This window comes from Pseudodesulfovibrio cashew, from assembly GCF_009762795.1.
Taxonomy (GTDB): Bacteria; Desulfobacterota; Desulfovibrionia; order Desulfovibrionales; family Desulfovibrionaceae; genus Pseudodesulfovibrio; species Pseudodesulfovibrio cashew.
The window spans coordinates 980,006-998,027 of sequence record NZ_CP046400.1; the positions used below are offsets into that span (position 1 = coordinate 980,006).

General features: G+C 64.5%; 17 protein-coding genes. 13 read left to right on the forward strand and 4 right to left on the reverse strand.

Annotation, left to right across the window (positions count from 1 at the left end; translation table 11 throughout):
* Window position 1 precedes the first annotated feature (1 nt).
* The 12 genes from GM415_RS04315 to GM415_RS04370 all read left to right on the forward strand — a co-directional run bounded on the left by GM415_RS04315 (window position 2) and on the right by GM415_RS04370 (window position 12,100).
* Window positions 2–1,069, forward strand: coding sequence for a radical SAM/SPASM domain-containing protein (locus GM415_RS04315; protein WP_158946602.1), 1,068 nt, complete (start codon window positions 2–4; stop codon window positions 1,067–1,069).
* An 8-nt stretch (window positions 1,070–1,077) separates the two neighbouring features.
* Window positions 1,078–1,548, forward strand: a complete 471-nt coding sequence (locus tag GM415_RS04320) for an acyltransferase (RefSeq protein WP_158946603.1) — start codon at window positions 1,078–1,080, stop codon at window positions 1,546–1,548.
* A 2-nt stretch (window positions 1,549–1,550) separates the two neighbouring features.
* Entirely contained in the window at window positions 1,551–2,408 is an 858-nt protein-coding gene (locus GM415_RS04325) for an SDR family oxidoreductase (RefSeq protein WP_158946604.1), read from the forward strand.
* A 16-nt stretch (window positions 2,409–2,424) separates the two neighbouring features.
* On the forward strand, window positions 2,425–2,994 hold the full coding sequence (locus GM415_RS04330; protein WP_158946605.1) for an SIS domain-containing protein: 570 nt from the start codon (window positions 2,425–2,427) through the stop codon (window positions 2,992–2,994).
* Between the two features lie 3 nt (window positions 2,995–2,997).
* Complete coding sequence (locus GM415_RS04335) at window positions 2,998–3,621, forward strand: HAD family hydrolase (RefSeq protein ID WP_158946606.1); 624 nt, start codon at window positions 2,998–3,000, stop codon at window positions 3,619–3,621.
* On the forward strand, window positions 3,621–4,679 hold the full coding sequence (locus tag GM415_RS04340; protein ID WP_158946607.1) for a phosphotransferase: 1,059 nt from the start codon (window positions 3,621–3,623) through the stop codon (window positions 4,677–4,679). The genes GM415_RS04335 and GM415_RS04340 overlap by 1 nt, the downstream gene beginning before the upstream one ends.
* 54 nt (window positions 4,680–4,733) lie before the next feature.
* Window positions 4,734–5,711, forward strand: coding sequence for a UDP-glucose 4-epimerase GalE (galE, locus tag GM415_RS04345; RefSeq protein WP_158946608.1), 978 nt, complete (start codon window positions 4,734–4,736; stop codon window positions 5,709–5,711).
* Window positions 5,712–5,811: 100 nt separating this feature from the next.
* Entirely contained in the window at window positions 5,812–6,846 is a 1,035-nt protein-coding gene (locus GM415_RS04350) for an elongator complex protein 3 (RefSeq protein WP_158946609.1), read from the forward strand.
* 127 nt (window positions 6,847–6,973) lie between these two features.
* Window positions 6,974–8,104: an amidohydrolase family protein gene (locus GM415_RS04355; protein WP_158946610.1), complete on the forward strand. Its 1,131-nt coding sequence runs from the start codon at window positions 6,974–6,976 to the stop codon at window positions 8,102–8,104.
* Window positions 8,105–8,125: 21 nt separating this feature from the next.
* Entirely contained in the window at window positions 8,126–9,055 is a 930-nt protein-coding gene (locus tag GM415_RS04360) for an aspartate carbamoyltransferase catalytic subunit (protein ID WP_158946611.1), read from the forward strand.
* Window positions 9,056–9,358: 303 nt separating this feature from the next.
* Complete coding sequence (locus GM415_RS04365) at window positions 9,359–10,642, forward strand: dihydroorotase (RefSeq protein WP_158946612.1); 1,284 nt, start codon at window positions 9,359–9,361, stop codon at window positions 10,640–10,642.
* 123 nt (window positions 10,643–10,765) lie between these two features.
* Window positions 10,766–12,100 carry an HD domain-containing protein gene (locus GM415_RS04370; protein ID WP_158946613.1) on the forward strand — a complete coding sequence of 445 codons (1,335 nt, stop codon included), beginning with the start codon at window positions 10,766–10,768 and terminating at the stop codon, window positions 12,098–12,100.
* 111 nt (window positions 12,101–12,211) lie between these two features.
* Here GM415_RS04370 and GM415_RS04375 read toward each other — a convergent pair whose 3' ends face one another.
* Window positions 12,212–14,200 (reverse strand): response regulator, encoded by a 1,989-nt coding sequence (locus GM415_RS04375; protein ID WP_158946614.1) that lies wholly within the window; start codon window positions 14,198–14,200, stop codon window positions 12,212–12,214.
* 354 nt (window positions 14,201–14,554) lie between these two features.
* Here GM415_RS04375 and GM415_RS04380 point away from each other — a divergent pair, with 354 nt between their 5' ends.
* Window positions 14,555–15,073, forward strand: coding sequence for a P-loop nucleotide/nucleoside kinase family protein (locus tag GM415_RS04380; protein ID WP_158946615.1), 519 nt, complete (start codon window positions 14,555–14,557; stop codon window positions 15,071–15,073).
* A 20-nt stretch (window positions 15,074–15,093) separates the two neighbouring features.
* Here the strand turns inward: GM415_RS04380 and GM415_RS04385 are convergent, their stop codons facing one another.
* From GM415_RS04385 to ftsE, 3 genes are all read right to left on the reverse strand, one after another.
* On the reverse strand, window positions 15,094–16,026 hold the full coding sequence (locus GM415_RS04385) for a hypothetical protein (RefSeq protein WP_158946616.1): 933 nt from the start codon (window positions 16,024–16,026) through the stop codon (window positions 15,094–15,096).
* A 251-nt stretch (window positions 16,027–16,277) separates the two neighbouring features.
* Window positions 16,278–17,153: a cell division protein FtsX gene (locus tag GM415_RS04390; protein ID WP_158946617.1), complete on the reverse strand. Its 876-nt coding sequence runs from the start codon at window positions 17,151–17,153 to the stop codon at window positions 16,278–16,280.
* Window positions 17,150–17,926, reverse strand: coding sequence for a cell division ATP-binding protein FtsE (ftsE, locus tag GM415_RS04395; RefSeq protein ID WP_158950762.1), 777 nt, complete (start codon window positions 17,924–17,926; stop codon window positions 17,150–17,152). The genes GM415_RS04390 and ftsE overlap by 4 nt, the downstream gene beginning before the upstream one ends.
* Window positions 17,927–18,022 lie beyond the last annotated feature (96 nt).

An 18,022-nucleotide genomic window follows, 5' to 3' on the forward strand; every position in this document is an offset into this window, starting at 1 on the left:
CATGGGCCTGCTCTACACCAAGATGAAAATCTTCCACTACAAGGACAAGCTCGACTCGCTGCCGCGTGACCGCGAGATCCTGCCGCCCCTGCATATCCGCATCAAGCCCACCAACCGCTGCAACCACAACTGCGGCTACTGCGCCTACCGGGCGGAGAACCTCCAGCTCGGCCAGGACATGGACACCTCGGATGCCATCCCGCGTGAAAAGATGGCCGAGATAGTGGAGGACGTCATCGACATGGGCGTGGGCGCGGTCACCTTTTCCGGCGGCGGCGAACCCTTTGTCTACCCGCACCTGCTGGAGACGGCCACGGCGCTCAAGGCAGGCGGCGTGAAGGTCGCCTCCCTGACCAACGGCTCGCGCCTCTCCGGCGAGCTGTCCGAATTCTTCGCCCACGAGGGCACCTGGCTGCGCGTCTCCCTGGACGGCTACGACGACGAGAGCTACGCCCGCTACCGGGGCGTGAAGCAGGGCGCGTTCAGCGAACTCATGGAGAACATGACCGCCTTCAAACGGCTCGGCGGGCCGTGCTACCTCGGCGTCTCCCTCATCGTGGACAGCGAGAACCAGGCCCACGTGCGAGACCTGCTCTTCCGGCTCCGGGACACCGGGGTTGACTCGGTCAAGGTCTCGCCCTGCATCGTGGACAACGACGGCGCGCGCAACAACGAATATCACCGCCCGTTCTTCGAGGCCGTGTCGAAGCAGGTGGCCGAAGCCAAGGCGGCCCTCGATGCGGAGGACTTTCTCATCTACGACGCCTACCATGAGTTGGACGAGAAATTTGGCAAGCCCTATGCCTCGTGCCCCTATTGCCAGATCCTGCCGGTCATCGGCGCGGACCTGAACCTCTACCCCTGCCAGGACAAGGCCTACAACCTGGAGGAGGGGCTGCTCGGCACCCTGAAGGACAAACGGTTCAGGGAGCTGTGGTTTTCGGACAAGAACCGGTTTTTCAAGATCGACCCCTCGGTCCACTGCAACCACCACTGCGTGGCCAACGCCAAGAACCTGCTCGTGCACGAGTACCTGGGCGCTGACCCGGAACACATGGAATTCGTCTAGGAGGCGTCATGGTCGACATCAGGCAGACAGGCATCGCGGATAACGTCGTGTTCGGCGAAAACGTCACGGTCATGGCCCCGGCCAATCTTTACGGCTGCACCATCGGCGAGGGCACCTTCATCGGCCCCTTCGTCGAGATCCAGTCCGATGCGATCGTAGGCAAACGGTGCCGCGTCCAGTCCCACGCCTTCATCTGCTCCCTGGTGACCATCGGCGACGACTGCGTCATCTCCCACGGGGCCAAGTTCGTCAACGACCCCTTCACCAACGACGGCCCGGCCCGTGGCGACCAGTCCCTGTGGCGGTCAACGGTGCTCGGCAACAACGTGTCCGTGGGCACCAACGCCACGCTCCTGCCGGTCACGGTCTGCGACAACGTGGTCATAGGCGCGGGCAGCGTCGTGACCAGGGACATCACCGAACCGGGGTACTACTGCGGCAACCCGGCCCGGTTTCTCAGGCCGCTCAACGGGAAATAGCCATGTACGCCGCACTTCCCAAAACCCTTGTCATCGGCGCGTCAGGCTATATCGGGCGGGCCATGCACCAGACGGCCAGGCGCGCCTTCCCCGACGCCATGGGGCTGACGCGCAACTCCGTGCCCCTGGAGCGCCCGGACCTCTCCATCCTGGGCGTGGAGGACATGGGCTACGAGTGGGGCATCATCGCTGCCGCCGTGCCCGGCCTGGCCCATTGCGAGGCGTTCCCCCAGGAGACCAGGCGATGCAACGTGAAGGGCACCCTGTCCCTGGCCCGGCAATTGGCGGACCTGGGCATCAGGCCACTCTGGTTTTCGTCGGACCAGGTCTTCGACGGCACGGCTTCGCCCTATGCGGACGACGCGCCCCCGTCGCCGGTGAACGAATACGGACGGCAAAAGGCCGAGGTGGAAGCGAATTTCCAGGAGGCTAGCAGGGGTATGGGCCTGATCGTCAGGCTCTCCAAGGTCTACGACACCACGCCCGGCTCCGGTGCCCTGCTGGAAGGGATGCTGACCACCCTGCGAAGGGGTGGAGTGGAGAGGGCGGCGGAGGACCTGGTCTTCTGCCCGACCCATCTTGACGACGTGACGGCCTGCGCCTTCCGGCTCATGGCCCGCAACGAGTCCGGCATCGCCAACGTGGCTGCCGGGCCGATCTCCCGGCTGGACCTCGCCCTCATGGCCGCCGAAGCCGCCGGAACGGACCGCAACCAGGTGGAGCCCATACACGTGGCCGACCTGAAGGAGTCCTTCTCCCGGCCCGGTCCGGTGGAACTCCTTCCCTCGCCGAAGCTGGCGGGGTATGTATTTCAGGATGTGCGGACGTCCCTTGCCCGGCTGACCGGGCGGGACGCATAGCCAACGGAGGTAGCTTATGGCCTGGACTGATATGGTAACCTGTCTCGCGGACTGCCTTGCCCGGCTGGAGGTGAGCAACGGCAGCGGCCCCATGGACGTGGAGGCCGGCTTCAAGCACCTGTGCCACGCCTCCCGCGAGCTGAAGCGGCGGAACGGCACCATCTTTCTGGTGGGCAACGGGGCGAGCGCGTCCATGGCCAGCCACGTGGCCGCCGACCTGGCCAAGAACGCGCACATCCGCACCGAGGTTTTTTCGGACCTGGCCCTGATCACCGCCGTGGCCAACGACATCGGCTACGACCAGGTATTTGCCGAGCCGCTCAGGCGGCGCATGCAGCCCGGCGATATGCTGGTGGGTATCTCCAGCTCCGGCAACTCGCCCAACGTGGTCAACGCCGCGGCCATGGCGCGGGAACTGGGCGGCGAGGTGGTCACCCTGACCGCCATGGAGCCCGGCAACCGGCTCAGGCAGGCGGGCGGCCTCAACTTCTACCTGCCCGGCGGCACCTACGGCCTGGCCGAGTCCGGGCACGCCGCCGTGCTCCACCACTGGATCGACATGATGGTCGCCGACTGCCAAGGATGACCCATGCGCATCGGCCTGGACTTCGACAACACCCTGGTGGCCTACGGCCACGCGTTCCGCGACCTGGCCGTGGAGCGCGGGCTGGCGCCGGAGTCCACTCCGCCGGACAAGGCGGCGGTGCGCGCCCACGTCTGGGAACACCATGACGACAAAGTGTGGCAGCTCCTCCAGGTGGCAGTCTACGGCCACCACATCGACCGGGGGCGGCTGACCGATGGGGCCGGGGACTTCCTGCTCCTGTGCCGCGACCGGGGCGCGGAGCTGTGCGTGGTCAGCCACAAGACCGAGTTCGCGGCCATCGACCCCGGTGGGATCAACCTGCGCCGCGCCGCCCTTGGCTGGATGGAGGCCAGGGGCTTCTTCCTGCCGGTCTGCGCCGGAGGCTTCGGCTTCTCGCCAGGCGAGATCTTTTTCGAGGACACCCGCGCGGCCAAGGCGGCGCGCATCAACGGGCTGGGGTGCGATGTGTTCGTGGACGACCTGCCCGAGGTCCTCTGCCACCCGGACCTCGACTCGGGCGTGGAGCGCATCCTGTACCGGGAGCGCCCTGAGGGCACGGACTGCTGCACCCTGGCCGGACCGTGGCCGGCCATCGCCGATCACCTTTTTCCCGACAGGAGGCCGTGATGCCGAAAAGGACACCCTACGTGGACACCGCGTTCTTCGATCTGCCGCCCGGCACCGAGGCCTCGCCCCTGGGTGGGGGCCGCAACAGCCAGGTCTTCCTGGTGCAGCCGCCGGGCCGTGACCCCATGGTCTTCAAACGCTACTTCGTGGACCCGTCCGACAAGCGGGACCGCCAGGCCACCGAGGCCCTTGCCCTGCGCTTCCTGGAGCGGTCCGGGGTCGAGTCCGCGCCGCGCCTGCTGACCCTGGACACGGACCGGCAGGTCTCCATGCTCGCCTATGTGGAGGGAACCAAGGTGACGGAACCCACGAGCCGGGACATGGACCTGGCCGCCGAGTTCCTGCTCAGGCTCATCCGCCTCTCCACCACGGACGAGGCACGCGAGGCCGGATTTTCCCCGGCCTCGGAGGCCTTTTTCTCGGTGACGGGCATTCTGGAAAACATCGAGACCCGACTTGCCCGGCTGGAGGGCGTCACCGAGGAGTGCCCCCTGTGCCGGGAACTGAGCGACTTCCTGGCCGAGCGGCTCCGACCGGCCATTGTCACATACGCCCGCCGCTGCCGTGAACGCCTTGAGAGCGCGGGTATGACCGTGGACCGGGAGATTCCTGAGGAATGGCGCATCCTCAGCCCCTCCGACTTCGGCCTGCATAATGCCGTAAAGCGGCCAGACGGCGGCCTGTCCTTCTTCGACTACGAGTATTTCGGCTGGGACGACCCGTCCAAGACCCTGGCGGACTTCTGCCTGCACCCGGCCATGAACCTGGCGGACGCACTCCAGCACCGGTTCCTGTCCACCGTGGTGCCCGAACTGGAGTCCCTGGGCTATAACCGGGACCGGGGCGTGGCCCTGTTCCCGCTCTTCGGTATCAAGTGGTGCTGCATCCTGCTCAACGAGTTCGTGCCCCGCGAGGCCGCCCGGCGCAGCTTCGCCCGCATCGAACGAACCGAAAGCGAAACCCGGGTGCTCACCCGACAGCTGGACAAGGCCCGCGCCATGCTCGACTCCCTGGACGACCGCACCGAGACCTTTGCACGGCAGATGGCGGGCATCTGACGGAAGCATTCCGGCAACTCCGACTCAACGAACCATCAATACGAGTAGACACACATGACCCGGAACATCCTCGTCACCGGCGGCGCCGGATACATCGGCAGCCACACCTGCAAGGCGCTGGCCGCACGCGGCCTGACCCCCGTCACCCTTGACAACCTGGTCCACGGCCATGAGAGCGCGGTCAAATGGGGCCCGCTGGTCAAGGGCGACATGGGCGACCAGGACCTGCTCGACCGGATCTTCGAAGAGTACAGTCCTGCGGGCGTCATCCATTTCGCGGCCTACTGCTACGTGGGCGAGTCCGTGGACGACCCGGCCAAATATTACCGGAACAATGTGGCCGCCACCCTGACCCTGCTGGAAGCCATGCGTGATCACGATGTCAGGCCCCTGGTCTTCTCCTCTTCCTGCGCCACCTACGGCATTCCCAAGACCGAAGTCCTGACCGAAGACCACCCGCAGTGGCCCATCAACCCCTACGGCTGGTCCAAATTCATGGTCGAGCGCATGCTCGAGGACTTCGGGCGGGCCTACGGCACACGGCACTGCGCCCTGCGCTACTTCAACGCCGCAGGGGCCGACCCGGAGGGCGAGACAGGCGAGGACCACGACCCCGAGACCCACCTCATCCCGCTGGTGCTCATGGCCGCCCGCGACCCGGAACGGTCCGTGACCGTGTTCGGCGAGGACTACGATACCCCGGACAACACCTGCATCAGGGACTACATCCACGTCAGCGACCTTGCAGACGCCCATGTCCGCGCCCTGGACTATCTGGAGGACAACAAGTCCGCCGCCATCAACCTCGGCACAGGAACCGGCTGCTCGGTGCGGGAGATCATCAGGGCCGCACGCGAGGTCACGGGCAGGGACATCCGCACCCTGTCCGGCAAGCGACGGCCCGGAGACCCGCCGCGCCTGGTGGCGGACCGCACCCTGGCCGAACAGGCCCTTGGCTGGACGCCACGCTACACGGACATCCGCGAGACCATCGCCCACGCCTGGAGCTGGATGAACCGGCCCGCCAGGTAATACCCGCCTCTTTTCAAAGCGCGCCTTCAGGCGTAGGGTGAACCGTGTTGGTCCTGATTTTCGCAGTCCGCACCTGAACCTCCCGCCATCGAGGCACTCCATGACCGGCCGACTTCGCTTTGCCCATCCCGAACCGGAACCCGCCCGCTCCCGCGTCTGGCCGGTATTCATTCCCTTTGCAGGCTGCCCCTACCGCTGCGTGTACTGCGCCCAGGACAAGCAAACCGGGCAAGGAGACGCCGACCTCACTGACGTACTCCGAAACATGGAGCAGGATCTGGACGCCGCCCTTGCCGATGGACGCGGCCCGTACGAACTGGCCTTTTACGGCGGCACCTTCACGGCGCTGGCCCGCGCCTGGCAGGAGAAATTCCTCAATGTGGCCGGAGGCTACCGCGAGCTGGGTCTCGTCACCCGGGTTCGCTGCTCCACCAGGCCGGACTGCGTCGAAGCCGAATGGCTCTCCGCTCTCCGCGACATGGGCCTCGACATGGTTGAGCTGGGCATCCAGTCCTTTGACGACGACGCCCTGAGAAAAGCCGGACGAGGCTATGACGGCGACCTGGCCCGCAGCGCCTGCGCCCTGGTCAAGGCGACGGGACTCGCCCTCGGCATCCAGCTGCTGCCCGGCCTGCCTGGAGACCGTCCCGGCGTATTCCGGGATGACGTCCATCAGGCCGTCCTGCTGGCGCCGGAAACCGTGCGCCTCTATCCCTGCCTGGTCATTCGCGGCACCCCGCTGGCCACCCTCTGGGGCCACGGGCTGTTCATGCCGTGGACAGTGGACCGCGCCAGGGAAGAGCTGGCCGCCGCCCTGCCGCGCCTGTGGGAGGCGGGCATCCGGGTCATTCGCCTGGGTCTGCCACCCGAAGGCACCCTGGCCGAACACATCCTGGCCGGACCGTGGCACCCGGCCCTGGGGCAGTCGGCGCGCAGCCTGGCCCTGTTCGAGATCGTCCGGGAAAAGGCCGCGGAACTGGACACCCCGCCCGCCCTGCTGGAGGTCCCCCGCCGCTACCAGGGAGAGCTCTTCGGCCACGGCGGCGATCTGGTTGAAAAATATGCTGAAATACACCTGGACAAGACTCTCGTCCGCTACGTCGGCGACGCGTATTTCACCCTCTCCGGCCGCTGAGGCATCGCGTTTCCCGACAGGGAAATGACTGGACCTTCCATCGGAAAAGCAGTACCTCTTACTTTCAGTCCGTGCGCGGACACGTCACCAGAACATCTGCCCTGCCAAAGGAAGCCGAACGCAGCGAATGCCTGAACTTTTTCGTGCGGCCAAAGCCGCGACCATGATCCCGGGCGCGCCTGTCATCGAAGACGCCGCAATCATCGCCCACCAGGGGATTATCCAGGAGATCGGACGCCACGCCGACCTGCGGAGTTCCTTTTCCGGCACCGTCACCGACCTGGGCGACGTCACCCTGGCCCCCGGCCTGGTCAACGCCCATTCCCACCTGGAACTCGCCCACCTGCGCGGCAAATGCCCGCGAGGGGCCGGGTTCGTCACCTGGGTGGAGGACCTCCTCAAACAACCCATCTTCGATCTCGACCAGACGGCACTGGACGAAGCGGTAACCGAGCTCAAGCGAACCGGCACCGCAATGGTCGGAGACATCGCCACCCGTTTCGCCAAGAAGATGGCCGGAGTGCTCGAAGCTTCCGGCCTTTCTTTTGCGGTCTTCGTGGAGGCCATCGGCGAGACCGTTCCGAAGAAGACATTTCTCCCCAAGGGCGAGTTCGAGCACGGAACCTTTTCCGTGGCCGGACACTCCCTGTACACCACTCACGTGGATGTGCTCCGGGCGGCCAAGGCCGAAGCCCGGCAGCGTTCCCTGCCCTTTTCCCTGCATCTGGCGGAGCACGACGACGAGGTGGCGATCATGGCCGGGGAGCCGAGCGCATTCCTCGACCTGCTCCAGGGGCGCGGACGACTGCTGGATTTCGCCCCGCCGAAGAAGCGCCCGGTAGAGCAGGCGGCGGCCCTGGGCCTGCTGGACGAGACCACCCTGGCCGTGCACTGCGTCAGGGTCACGGACGAGGACATCGAAACGGTGCGGGAATCCGGGGCCACGGTCTGCCTCTGCCCGCGCTCCAACGAATTCATCGGCGTGGGCCGCGCCCCGTGGGAGAAATGGGCCGCGTCGGGCGTTCCCCTCTGCCTGGGCACGGACTCGGCCGCGTCCAACGATGATCTCGACCTGTGGAACGAGGCGGTGTATCTCAAAAAGAATTTCAACGGTGGGCTCGGGTTCGACGACCTGCTCGCCATGGTCACCCGCACCCCGGCCAGGATTCTGGGCGCAGGGCGCAAACTGGGCACGCTGGAGCCGGGAAAGCTCGCCGCTTTCTCCATGGTTCCTGATAAAATATACGAGCTTTTCTAGTCTGTTGGAGGCTACTTAAAGATGAAATGGCAACACAAGGATTTACTGGACGTCTCCCAGCTCTCCCGATCCGAGATCACCACGATCTTCGAAACCGCAGGGCGGTTCCAGGAGTTGCAGGAGCGGCCGGTCAAGAAGGTGCCGACCCTCAAGGGACGAAGCGTCATCCTCTTTTTCGCGGAACCGAGCACGCGCACCAAGACCAGCTTCGACGTGGCCGGCAAGCGGCTCTCGGCGGACACCTTCTCCCTGGCCAAGAGTTCGTCCAGCCTGACCAAGGGCGAGACCCTCAAGGACACCGCACTGACCCTCCAGGCCATGGCCCCGGACGCCATCGTCATCCGGCACTGGTGCTCGGGCGCGGCGCGATTTCTGGCCGACCGGCTGGAGTGCGCAGTGATCAACGCCGGCGACGGGCGCCACGCCCACCCCACCCAGGCGCTGCTGGACTCCTTCACCCTGCACCAGGAGTGGGGCGACGTGGCAGGCAAGACCGTGCTCATCCTCGGCGACATCGCCCACTCGCGCGTGGCCCGGTCCAACGTCATCCTGCTGAACAAGCTCGGGGCCAAGGTCCGGCTCTGCGGACCGCGCACCCTGCTGCCCCACGGCGTGAAGCAGTGGCCGGTCACGGTCTACTCCGACCTGAACGAGGCCGTGAAGGGCGTGGACGTGGTCATGTGCCTGCGGCTCCAGCTGGAGCGCCAGAAGGACGGCCTGCTGCCCGACCTGCGCGAATATTCCCGGACCTTCGGCCTGGGACAGCGCCACATCGACCTGGCCAACCCGGACGTACGCATCATGCACCCCGGCCCCATGAACCGGGGCGTGGAGATCTCGTCCGACCTGGCCGACAGCGCAGGGTCACTCGTCCTGGACCAGGTCTCCAGCGGCGTGGTCGTACGCATGGCCCTGTTGTTCCTGTACATGACCCGCAAGGGTGAAGAGTAGGGTAGGGATGCCGCTACGCGGCGAGGTCGGGTGACTTCGCCTCCGGCGGCCAAAGGGCGAGCCCTTTGGAAACCCCTTTTCGCACCTCCGGTGCGACACCCAAACAAACTGAACAAGATAACTTGACAGCATATTTGAAATAATTGGCCCGGCCACCGATCCCGCTCCCCGCGAAGCGCACCAAAGAGTTTAGGAGGGAGAGAGGGGATGGGGGTCCGGGGGAAGGGGAGAGAGGGAAGCCCTTTGCAAAGGGGTCCCTCTCTCCCCTTCCCCCGGCCGCCGGAGGCCACCATGGAGGTAGACATGGCGAACATAGATTTGATCATCCGCAGGGCGCGGCTTGACGACAGGGAAGTGGACATTCTGGTGTCTGACGGCGCCATTGCCGAAGTGCGGGACGCCGCCGACACGCTGGATACAGGCGACGCCCAGGTGGTGGACGCGTCCGGGCTGACGGTGCTGCCGTCCATGACGGACTGCCACGTGCACCTGCGCGAGCCCGGCTTCGAATACAAGGAGGACATCGAGTCCGGACTGCGCGCCGCGGCCTGGGGCGGATTCTCCAACATCATGTGCATGGCCAACACCAAGCCGGTCAACGACACGGCCCCGGTGACCGAGATGATGCTTGAGAAGGCCGCCCGCCATTGGCCCGGAGGCCCGAGGCTGTTCCCCATCGGCGCGCTGACCAAGGGGCTGAAGGGCGAGGAGCTGGCCCCCATGGCCGAACTGGCCGATGCGGGCTGCGCGGCTTTCTCCAACGACGGCGTGCCGGTGAAGTCTACCGAGCTGTTCCGCCGGGCCATGGAATACGCCTCCGACTGGGACCGGGTGGTCATCGACCACTGCGAGGACCCCTACATGGGCGTGGCCGCGGGCGTGAACGAGGGCGCGGTTTCCAGCCGCCTCGGACTGCCCGCCCAGCCTGACATGGCCGAGGCGCTCCAGGTTGCCCGCGATGTGCTGCTGGCCGAGTACCTGGAGCTGCCCATCCACCTGGCGCATATTTCGTGCAGGAAATCCGTGGACCTGATCCGCTTCGCCAAGGCGCGGGGGGTAAGGGTCACGGCCGAGACCGCGCCGCACTACCTGCTGCTGACCGAAGACTATCTTGAGGGCGAGGCCACGCAGTATGACACCAACGCCAAGGTCAACCCGCCGCTCAGGACCGAAGACGACCGGCAGGCCATGCTGGACGCCCTTAACGACGGAACCATCGACTGCCTGGCCACGGACCACGCGCCCCATGCAGGCCATGAGAAGGAGACCGAGTTCGACGTTGCCCCGTGCGGCATCACCGGGCTGGACACGGCCCTGTCCGTCACCTGGCAACTGGTACGCGAGGGCAAGCTGGAAAGGGGCGCATTCATCCGCGCCTGGACCATGGCACCGTGCTCCATCTTCAACCTGCCGGTGAACACCTTCCGGGTGGGCGACCCGGCGGACTTCTTCCTGTTCGACGAGGACGAGGAATGGACGGTGGCGGCGGACACCCTGCACTCCAAGAGCAAGAACACGCCGTTGCTGGGAACCACTCTGAAAGGGCGGGTAAAAACCCATTTCATTCAGGGCAAAAAGATTGTATAAATCGGTTGCTCACGCGGCCACGGCCGCGAAAAAATCGACACAATAGACGCTGTCCCGAAGACCGGGCGAGACCGGCGCACAAGCCGATGTCCCCGCTCGCGGCCAGCTGACACAAGGAGAGACATGAGTCAGCCTTTCAAAGACGCGGTAGGATTTTGCAAGACCATCATGCGCAACGGCTTTGACGCCTACGTGGTCAACGTCCGTTTGCAGGCGCTTACCTTGAGCGAAGCCGGCAATGAAAAGGAGCTGGACATCTGCACCGACGCCGGCCTGGCGGAATTGCAGAAGTATTTCCCCAGCCTGACGGCTTCCGACGACAAGGGTATCGTCGGATTCCTGACCGAGGGCGACACCACCTATTATTTCTACGCCGCCGACGTGGACGACGCCTCGCACCTGAGCGAGGCCATCTCGACCATGACTCCCCGGCTGCTCAAGCGGCTGGAACAGCGCGGTGACATTCCGCTCTCGGCGGTCTGCCCGTTCATCCCCAAGGCCAAGGACACCTATGCGGACTTCGCTGACTTCGCCGAAGGCAGAATCCGCTTCAAGGGCGACCCGGACCAGGCGCTGAAAAAGGACTATTCCCTGGCCTACCGGGCCCTGCGCTTCGCCGCGAACTTCGACAAGGAGATCGCGCCCAACTCCTGGACGGCCATCGTACGCAATGCGCCGCAGGTCCTGGAGTTCGTGCCCATGGCCGACTTTCTGGACGAGTGGCACAAGGTCGAAGCGGAGTCCATGTACCGCTTCTTCGCCCTGCTTTTCGATTCCATGCTGCTGCACGGCCTGATCCCGGAGATCGCGGCCCTGTCGCGGATCAAGCAGATCCGCAACCCCGAGGAAGGAGCCGAGGAGACCGTGCTCCAGCACACCCTGGACGTCATGAAGGCCTACCCCGAGGAGCTGCCCTACGACTGGAAGGGCACCGTGGCCTGCCTCTTCCACGACCTCGGCAAACTCTACACAGCCGAATATTATGACGAGCAGTGGCACTTCCTGCAGCACCACCGGGTCGGGGCCAAGGCCGCCCGCCAGGTGCTCAAGCGACTGCGCTTCGAGGAGCAGGACATCGACCTGATCTGCGATCTGGTCCAGAACCACATGCGCCCGCACTTCATGCTCACGGACAAGGGCATCCGGCGACTGCGCTCCCTGGACGAATATCCGCGCATCATGGAGATGGTCAAAGCGGACATCAAGGCCCGCGACGGCTCCTGGCGCGAGTACAACCACAACCTGAAGATGGCCGAGCGCGCCGACATCCCGGACAACGAGATCGAACCCATGCTCGACGGCAACCAGATCATGGAAATGACCGAGCTCAATCCCGGCCCGGTCATCGGCGAAATCCGCCAGCAGTTGCTCAAGGCCCAGATCGCCGGTTCGGTCAACTCCATGGAAGAGGCCGAGGCCTTTGTCCACACGTACGTGGCCAAGAACAAGATTCAGTAGCCCCCAGGGACAAGACAGACTTCAACGCCCGCTCCGGCAATGCCGGGGCGGGCGTTCCTCTTTTTCGGGCGTTCAGGCGGTACGGCCTGCGACGGGCGATGACGTCGCCTTCTAATGAGCGCACTTGTCGGCCTTGCGGAGCAGGGTGCCGACCGTTGCCACCAGGTTCTCCTCCCGAACGGGCTTGGAGAGATATTCATCCGCCCCTGCCTTGAGGAACTTGTCCCGGTCCTCGGCCATGGCGTAGGCGGTCAGGGCGACGATGGGGATGTTCCTGTTGGCCTCACCGGTAGCGCCGTCCCGGATGGCCCTGGTCGCCTCCACCCCATCCATGACGGGCATCTGGATATCCATCAGGACCAGGTCGTAATCGTGGTCCGCCAATTCCTCGAGAGCTTCCTTTCCGTTCCCCACGGCCACCACCCGGTATCCCGCCCTTTCCGTGATGGACTTGATTGCCAGCCGATTCACGGACTCGTCCTCCACCAACAGGATGGCGTGGGAAGAGGAGGGCTCACAGGGGACTGCAACCGCCTCCTCCGTCTCTGGCTGGAGGGCCTCCCCTATGGTGAACGGCAGGCTGAAATGGAAGGCCGTGCCCTTTCCCGGCTCGCTCATGGCGCAGAGGTTGCCGCCCAGCAACCCCACCAGTTGGCGCACGATGGACAGGCCCAACCCCGCCCCCTGGTAGGAGCGGCGGAACCCTTCGTCCGCCTGGGTGAATTCCTCGAACAATTCCTCGATCCGGTTCTCGTCAATGCCGATACCCGTGTCCGAAACGGAAAACAGGACCCGCACCTGTCCGGGCGGACTGTTCTTCAACGGCGAGGCGGACACCGCGATCGTTCCCGTATCCGTAAACTTCACGGCGTTGCCCACAAGATTGTTCAGGATCTGCTGCAGGCGCACGGAAGCGCCCAGCAGGTTCGGGGGAATGCCTTCATCCATGTGCCGGCTCAGCAGGATGCCCTTCTGGCCGCATGCCGGACCGAAAAGCTGCTCGACCAGATTGAAGACCCTGGCAATATCCAGCGGGGTTTCGACAACCCGCATCTTGCCGGATTCGATCTTGGTCAGATCCAGGATATCGCTGAGAAGTCCGGTCAGCCGGTGCGCCGACTGGATGGCAAGGGATACGTATTGGGACTGCTCCTCATCCAGCCTGGTGGACTTCAGGAGCTGCTGCATCCCCATGATGCCGTTCAGCGGCGTTCGCAGTTCATGGCTCATGTTGGCCAAGAACATGGATTTGGCGTAGCTGGCCTGCTCCGCCTGCTTCTTGGCCTCGCGCAACTCCTCCAGATACCTGCCCTGCTGTTCGATGGAGTTCTCCAGTTGACCCACATGAACCTTCTGCGCCAGCTTCGTGGTCAGAAAAAGCAGGGCGACGACGGCGATGGAGAAGGGATAGACCAGCACCAGCAGGCCCCGATAGAAGTCTACCCGAGCCTGCGCCTGGGCCACGGCCTTTCCGGTCCGCATGTCGATGGCCGCGTAAAAGTCATTGATGGGCTGCATAATGCCACGCTTGGCCTCATGGTAGGCGGCCCCGAAGACGATTCCCCTGGCTCTGACTGGGTCAGGGTCCCCCTTTTTCGCATACTTCCCCTCGGCATCCTTGAAGATTCCCTTCATGGCGTTCATGGCTTCGATTTCCATGAGGATCAGGGCGTCGGAATTGAGCTTGGCCCTGGACAGCAGGTCAAACTCCTCATCCGTGACTCCGGCCTGGCGCATCAGCGTCTCCAGCGGCACCCTGGCCCCGGCCCCGGAGGAGGGGGGCTTCGCATCGGCCGTGACGAAGTCCCAATAAATACGGCCATACCCTCCCGGGCGCGTTTTCATGCCGTCCCGGATGGCGACAATCTCCCAGAAATACTTCTCAAACCGGGCGTCGCCTGTGGCCGTATAGGTCCGAACCATCCGCGTCAGGTCGTCGGAACTCTGCCGAAGCTGGTCGGCAAGCTGGTAGGATTCGTACCGGATATGCGTTGCGCCGCTCAGCCTGTCCAGGGAGACCTTCTGCATGGCCAACCCGTAGGCTGCGATCAGGATCAGGCAGACAAGCACCACGCTCTCGACCAGGATGATCGTAGGCAACAGCTTTTCTTTATTGAGCCATGTCGCGGAACCGCCCATTCCCTTTACCCTCAGACTCCGGCACAGCCGGCTGGTTTTATCGACAATTGCAACTATCCGAATAGAGAAATGCCTCGACCATAGCCCTGCTGAACATATGCGTCGATTATTTCCTGCCCCCCGCCGGAAAGGCTCGTCTTCCGACCTCGTTTGGCCGGCGCCCCATCTCCTGCCCCGGGGACTGCGCGGCCAGCCAGGGAATTCCAGCACGCCGGACTTTTCATTCCCGCCCACATCTCCTACAGAAATGGCGCGGGGTGACGCTGCCCGGTCACCCGCCTAAAGGACTTCACCAAGCTCAACAAGGGATGCGACATGACCGACCGACCCGTGCTGTACGTATTTTCCGGCCTCCCCGGGACAGGGAAGACAACACTGGCGCGATGCCTCTCGCGGCACCTCGGAGCATGCTTCCTGCGGATCGACACCATCGAGCAGGGGCTCAGGGACCTTTGCGGCTGTGACGTTCAAGGCGAGGGATACCGGCTCGCCTACAGGATTGCCCAGGACAATCTCCTGAACGGGGTCAGCGTCGTGGCCGACTGCTGCAACCCCATCGCCCTCACGAGGGATGAGTGGAACGATGTTGCCGAGCGAGCCGATTCCGACAGGGTCAACCTGGAGATCACCTGTTCCGACCCAACCCGCCACCGCGAACGGGTGGAGTCTCGCTCCTCCGACATACAGGGCCTTGCGCTCCCGACATGGGAGGACGTGCTCGCCAGGAAGTACGATCCATGGGAAGGGGATGACGTCATCCGCCTGGACACAGCCTGCCGGTCCATAGAGGAAAGCCTCGATGCGCTGCTTTCAGCCATCGAAAACCGGCCCTGACGGGCTCGAAACAAAGGAAACTAGACCGCGAGGTCGGCGAACTGCGGCTCGGCAGCGGTGGTGCCTGCCGCGCCATAGGCGGCCATGGCGGCCTGGTAGGTTGCTGAGGTCGGGGAGAACTCGGCCTCGAGCTGGCTGGTCAGGTCCTGCAGCTGAGCGGTCTCGTCCAGATCACCCTTGAGGTCGTTGAGAAGCTGCTCAGTAAGGTTGACCTCGTCGGCGGGGTCACCGGCAGAGGCTTCCACCGCACGCATATACAGGCGCGTGGTCAGGTCCTGGGTCGCGGTCGCACCGCCCACAGGGGCTTCGCCGGCGAAGAAGACCTCGTCGGACCCGTTGTCGAAGTAGGTGTTGATGGCGTTGTTCAGCGAGCCGTTGAACTGGGCGATGGCCGCATCGCCCGCGGCAAAGCCGAAGTTGCGGTCGATAATCTTCAGGGTGGAGACAAGGCCGTCGGAGAGGGATTCCTCGGTAACGCCGGAGCCGGTGGCCTTGAGAATGGACCCCGCCGCCGCGGCTGCCGCGTCGTCGCCGAAGCGCTCGCGAATCCAGTCCATGGTGTCGGCCAGGGACTGGCGCAGGTCGGAGGAGTCTTTCTGCTCGCCGTCCGCACCGGTCTCGGTGCCGGTTCCGTTCTCCTCAAGGCGGCGGATGACCTCATGGGCGAAGACCGCGCCGAGGGTCAGCTCGCCTGACCGCTGGCCGGTGGCATCGGTGACGGTCTCCACGGGCAGCTTGCCCTGCTGGCCCGGAGCCTTGGCCAGGGCCTCGGCAGCCGGTGTGAGCCCGGCATGGGCGGGATCGATGCCGATGGCCTGGGCCAACTGGCCGAGCCGCTTGCCCGGCGCATCGATCAGCATATCCCCGGACGAGTCAACGGCCTTGCCCTGTCGCTGCTGCGCGGCAAAGTCCTGCATGAACCCTAGGTTGATATGGCTGCCCTGTATTTGCATGTCCTTCTTATCGGAAGGCAAACGCCTATCTTTAGGGTCTCTGCACGAAAAATCGGCGTCATCATTGGGCTGACGGTCGACTCATCGCCAAAAGTGAAGCTATCTCTTTCAGTTGCCGATTGGATAGACGGGAATAAAGCCGCCCCCCCCAAAGGGGATGGCCAAATGAGGAGGATGACACCGGACCGGGGGCTCCCCTCCCTCGCCAGGATGCGGAAGGACCTTGATTCCGGGCTGTTGCCCCTGTGGAGCTATTTCACGGCAACCCAGCTGGAGGCCATGGAGACCAAGGTTACGCCTCCGGCCAGCATGGCCAGTTGGGACAGGGGCAGAAAATGGATTTGCAGCATGAACGGCGGGAAGTTGAGGGCGTCCGCCGTAAAGGCGTGAACCGCATAGAGCAGGCCGATGCCCCCCAGTGAACCGAGCAGCCCCTGGATGAAGCCGCCGGTCAACAGGGGCCAGCGGATATAGCTCGGCCGTGCGCCCACCAGGGAGAGGATTTCCACCTCATCCATGCGGGTCATGAGCGAAAGCTTGATGGTGTTGTGCACCACCAGGGAAACGACAAGCCCAAGGAAGCCGAGCACGGGCCAGATGACCGCCTTGGCGATGGTGGTCCAGCCCTGAGCCAGATCGCCCTGGAACGGGGTGTAATCGACCTGGTCCACACCGGGCAGGCTCCTCAGGTCCGTGAGCAGCGCATTGGCCCACCCCTGCTTCTGGGCCTCGGGCGGGACCTTGAACGAAGCCAGGGCGGAGTACGGCAAAGGATTGTTCTCCTCAAGCCAGGAAAAATCGCCGCCCTCACCCATGGTGTCGGCAAGCTCCTTGAGCGCGCTCTCCGGGGTGTACGTCTTGAACTCGTCCAGATGCGGCATGGCCTGCACCACGCCCCAGTCCTTGCGCACCGCCTCACCATTGAGGCCGGTCTTCCAGTAGACCTGAAACTCCACCTCGCCGCGCGATTTGGCCAGCTCCAGGTTCACGTTGAAAATCCCGGTCAGGATCAGGCCGGTGAGCAGCGTGACCATGGCCACGGCGACCAGCGTGAGCAGTTGGGCCACGGGGTGGAGCATGAAATCCGCGATGCCGCGCAAGGTGAGCCGGAAGAGTTGCCCGATCACGACCACCCCTCCCCGAACGGGTTGTCATCCTCGCCGGAATCCTCGTCCTCATCGTCATCCACCCCTGCCACGCCGAGCGTTCCGCCCGGCCCTTCCGGGTCGTACCAGCTGGAGTCTCCATCCATGACCACGCGGCCACCCTCCAGGTGGAGGATGCGGGCGTCGGGCACGCATTCCAGAACCTCGCGGCTGTGCGTGGCCATGATGACCGAGGTGCCGTAGGTGTGGAACTGCTTGAAAATTTCCATGAGATGCATGGTCAGGTCGAAGTCCAGATTGCCGGTTGGCTCATCGGCCAGGATCAGCTCCGGGTTGGCGACCATGGACCGGGCGATGGCCACCCGCTGCTGTTCGCCGCCGGAGAGCCGCTCGCACAGGGAGTAGGACTTGGCCTCCAGGCCCATGGCCCGGATGATGGCCCGCACCCGGCGCTCCAGGTGCGTCCGGGGCATACCCCGGACCTCCAGGGCCATGGCCACGTTGTCGAAAACCGTCCGCTTGGGCAGGATCTTGAAATCCTGAAAGACCACGCCGACCTTGCGCCGCAGCAAAGGCACCTGACGCCGCTTCAGCCGGTTCAGCTCCATGCCCGAAACCACGGCACGACCGCGCGTCACCGGCAGCGCTCCGTAGAGCAGCCGCAACAGCGTGGTCTTGCCAGCGCCCGAATGGCCGGTCAAAAACAGGAATTCGCCCTTGGCCAGCGAAAAGGAGACATCCTTGAGCGCCCAGTACGAACCGAAGTTGTGCGACAGACGCTCCACTTGCACCATCATGCCGTCGGTGTACCTTGACCCGCCATTTTTGTACAGGGGCGGTCCGCCAGGAACGGGATTTCTCCCTCATGGCAGGCAGCGTTTAGGCGCAGG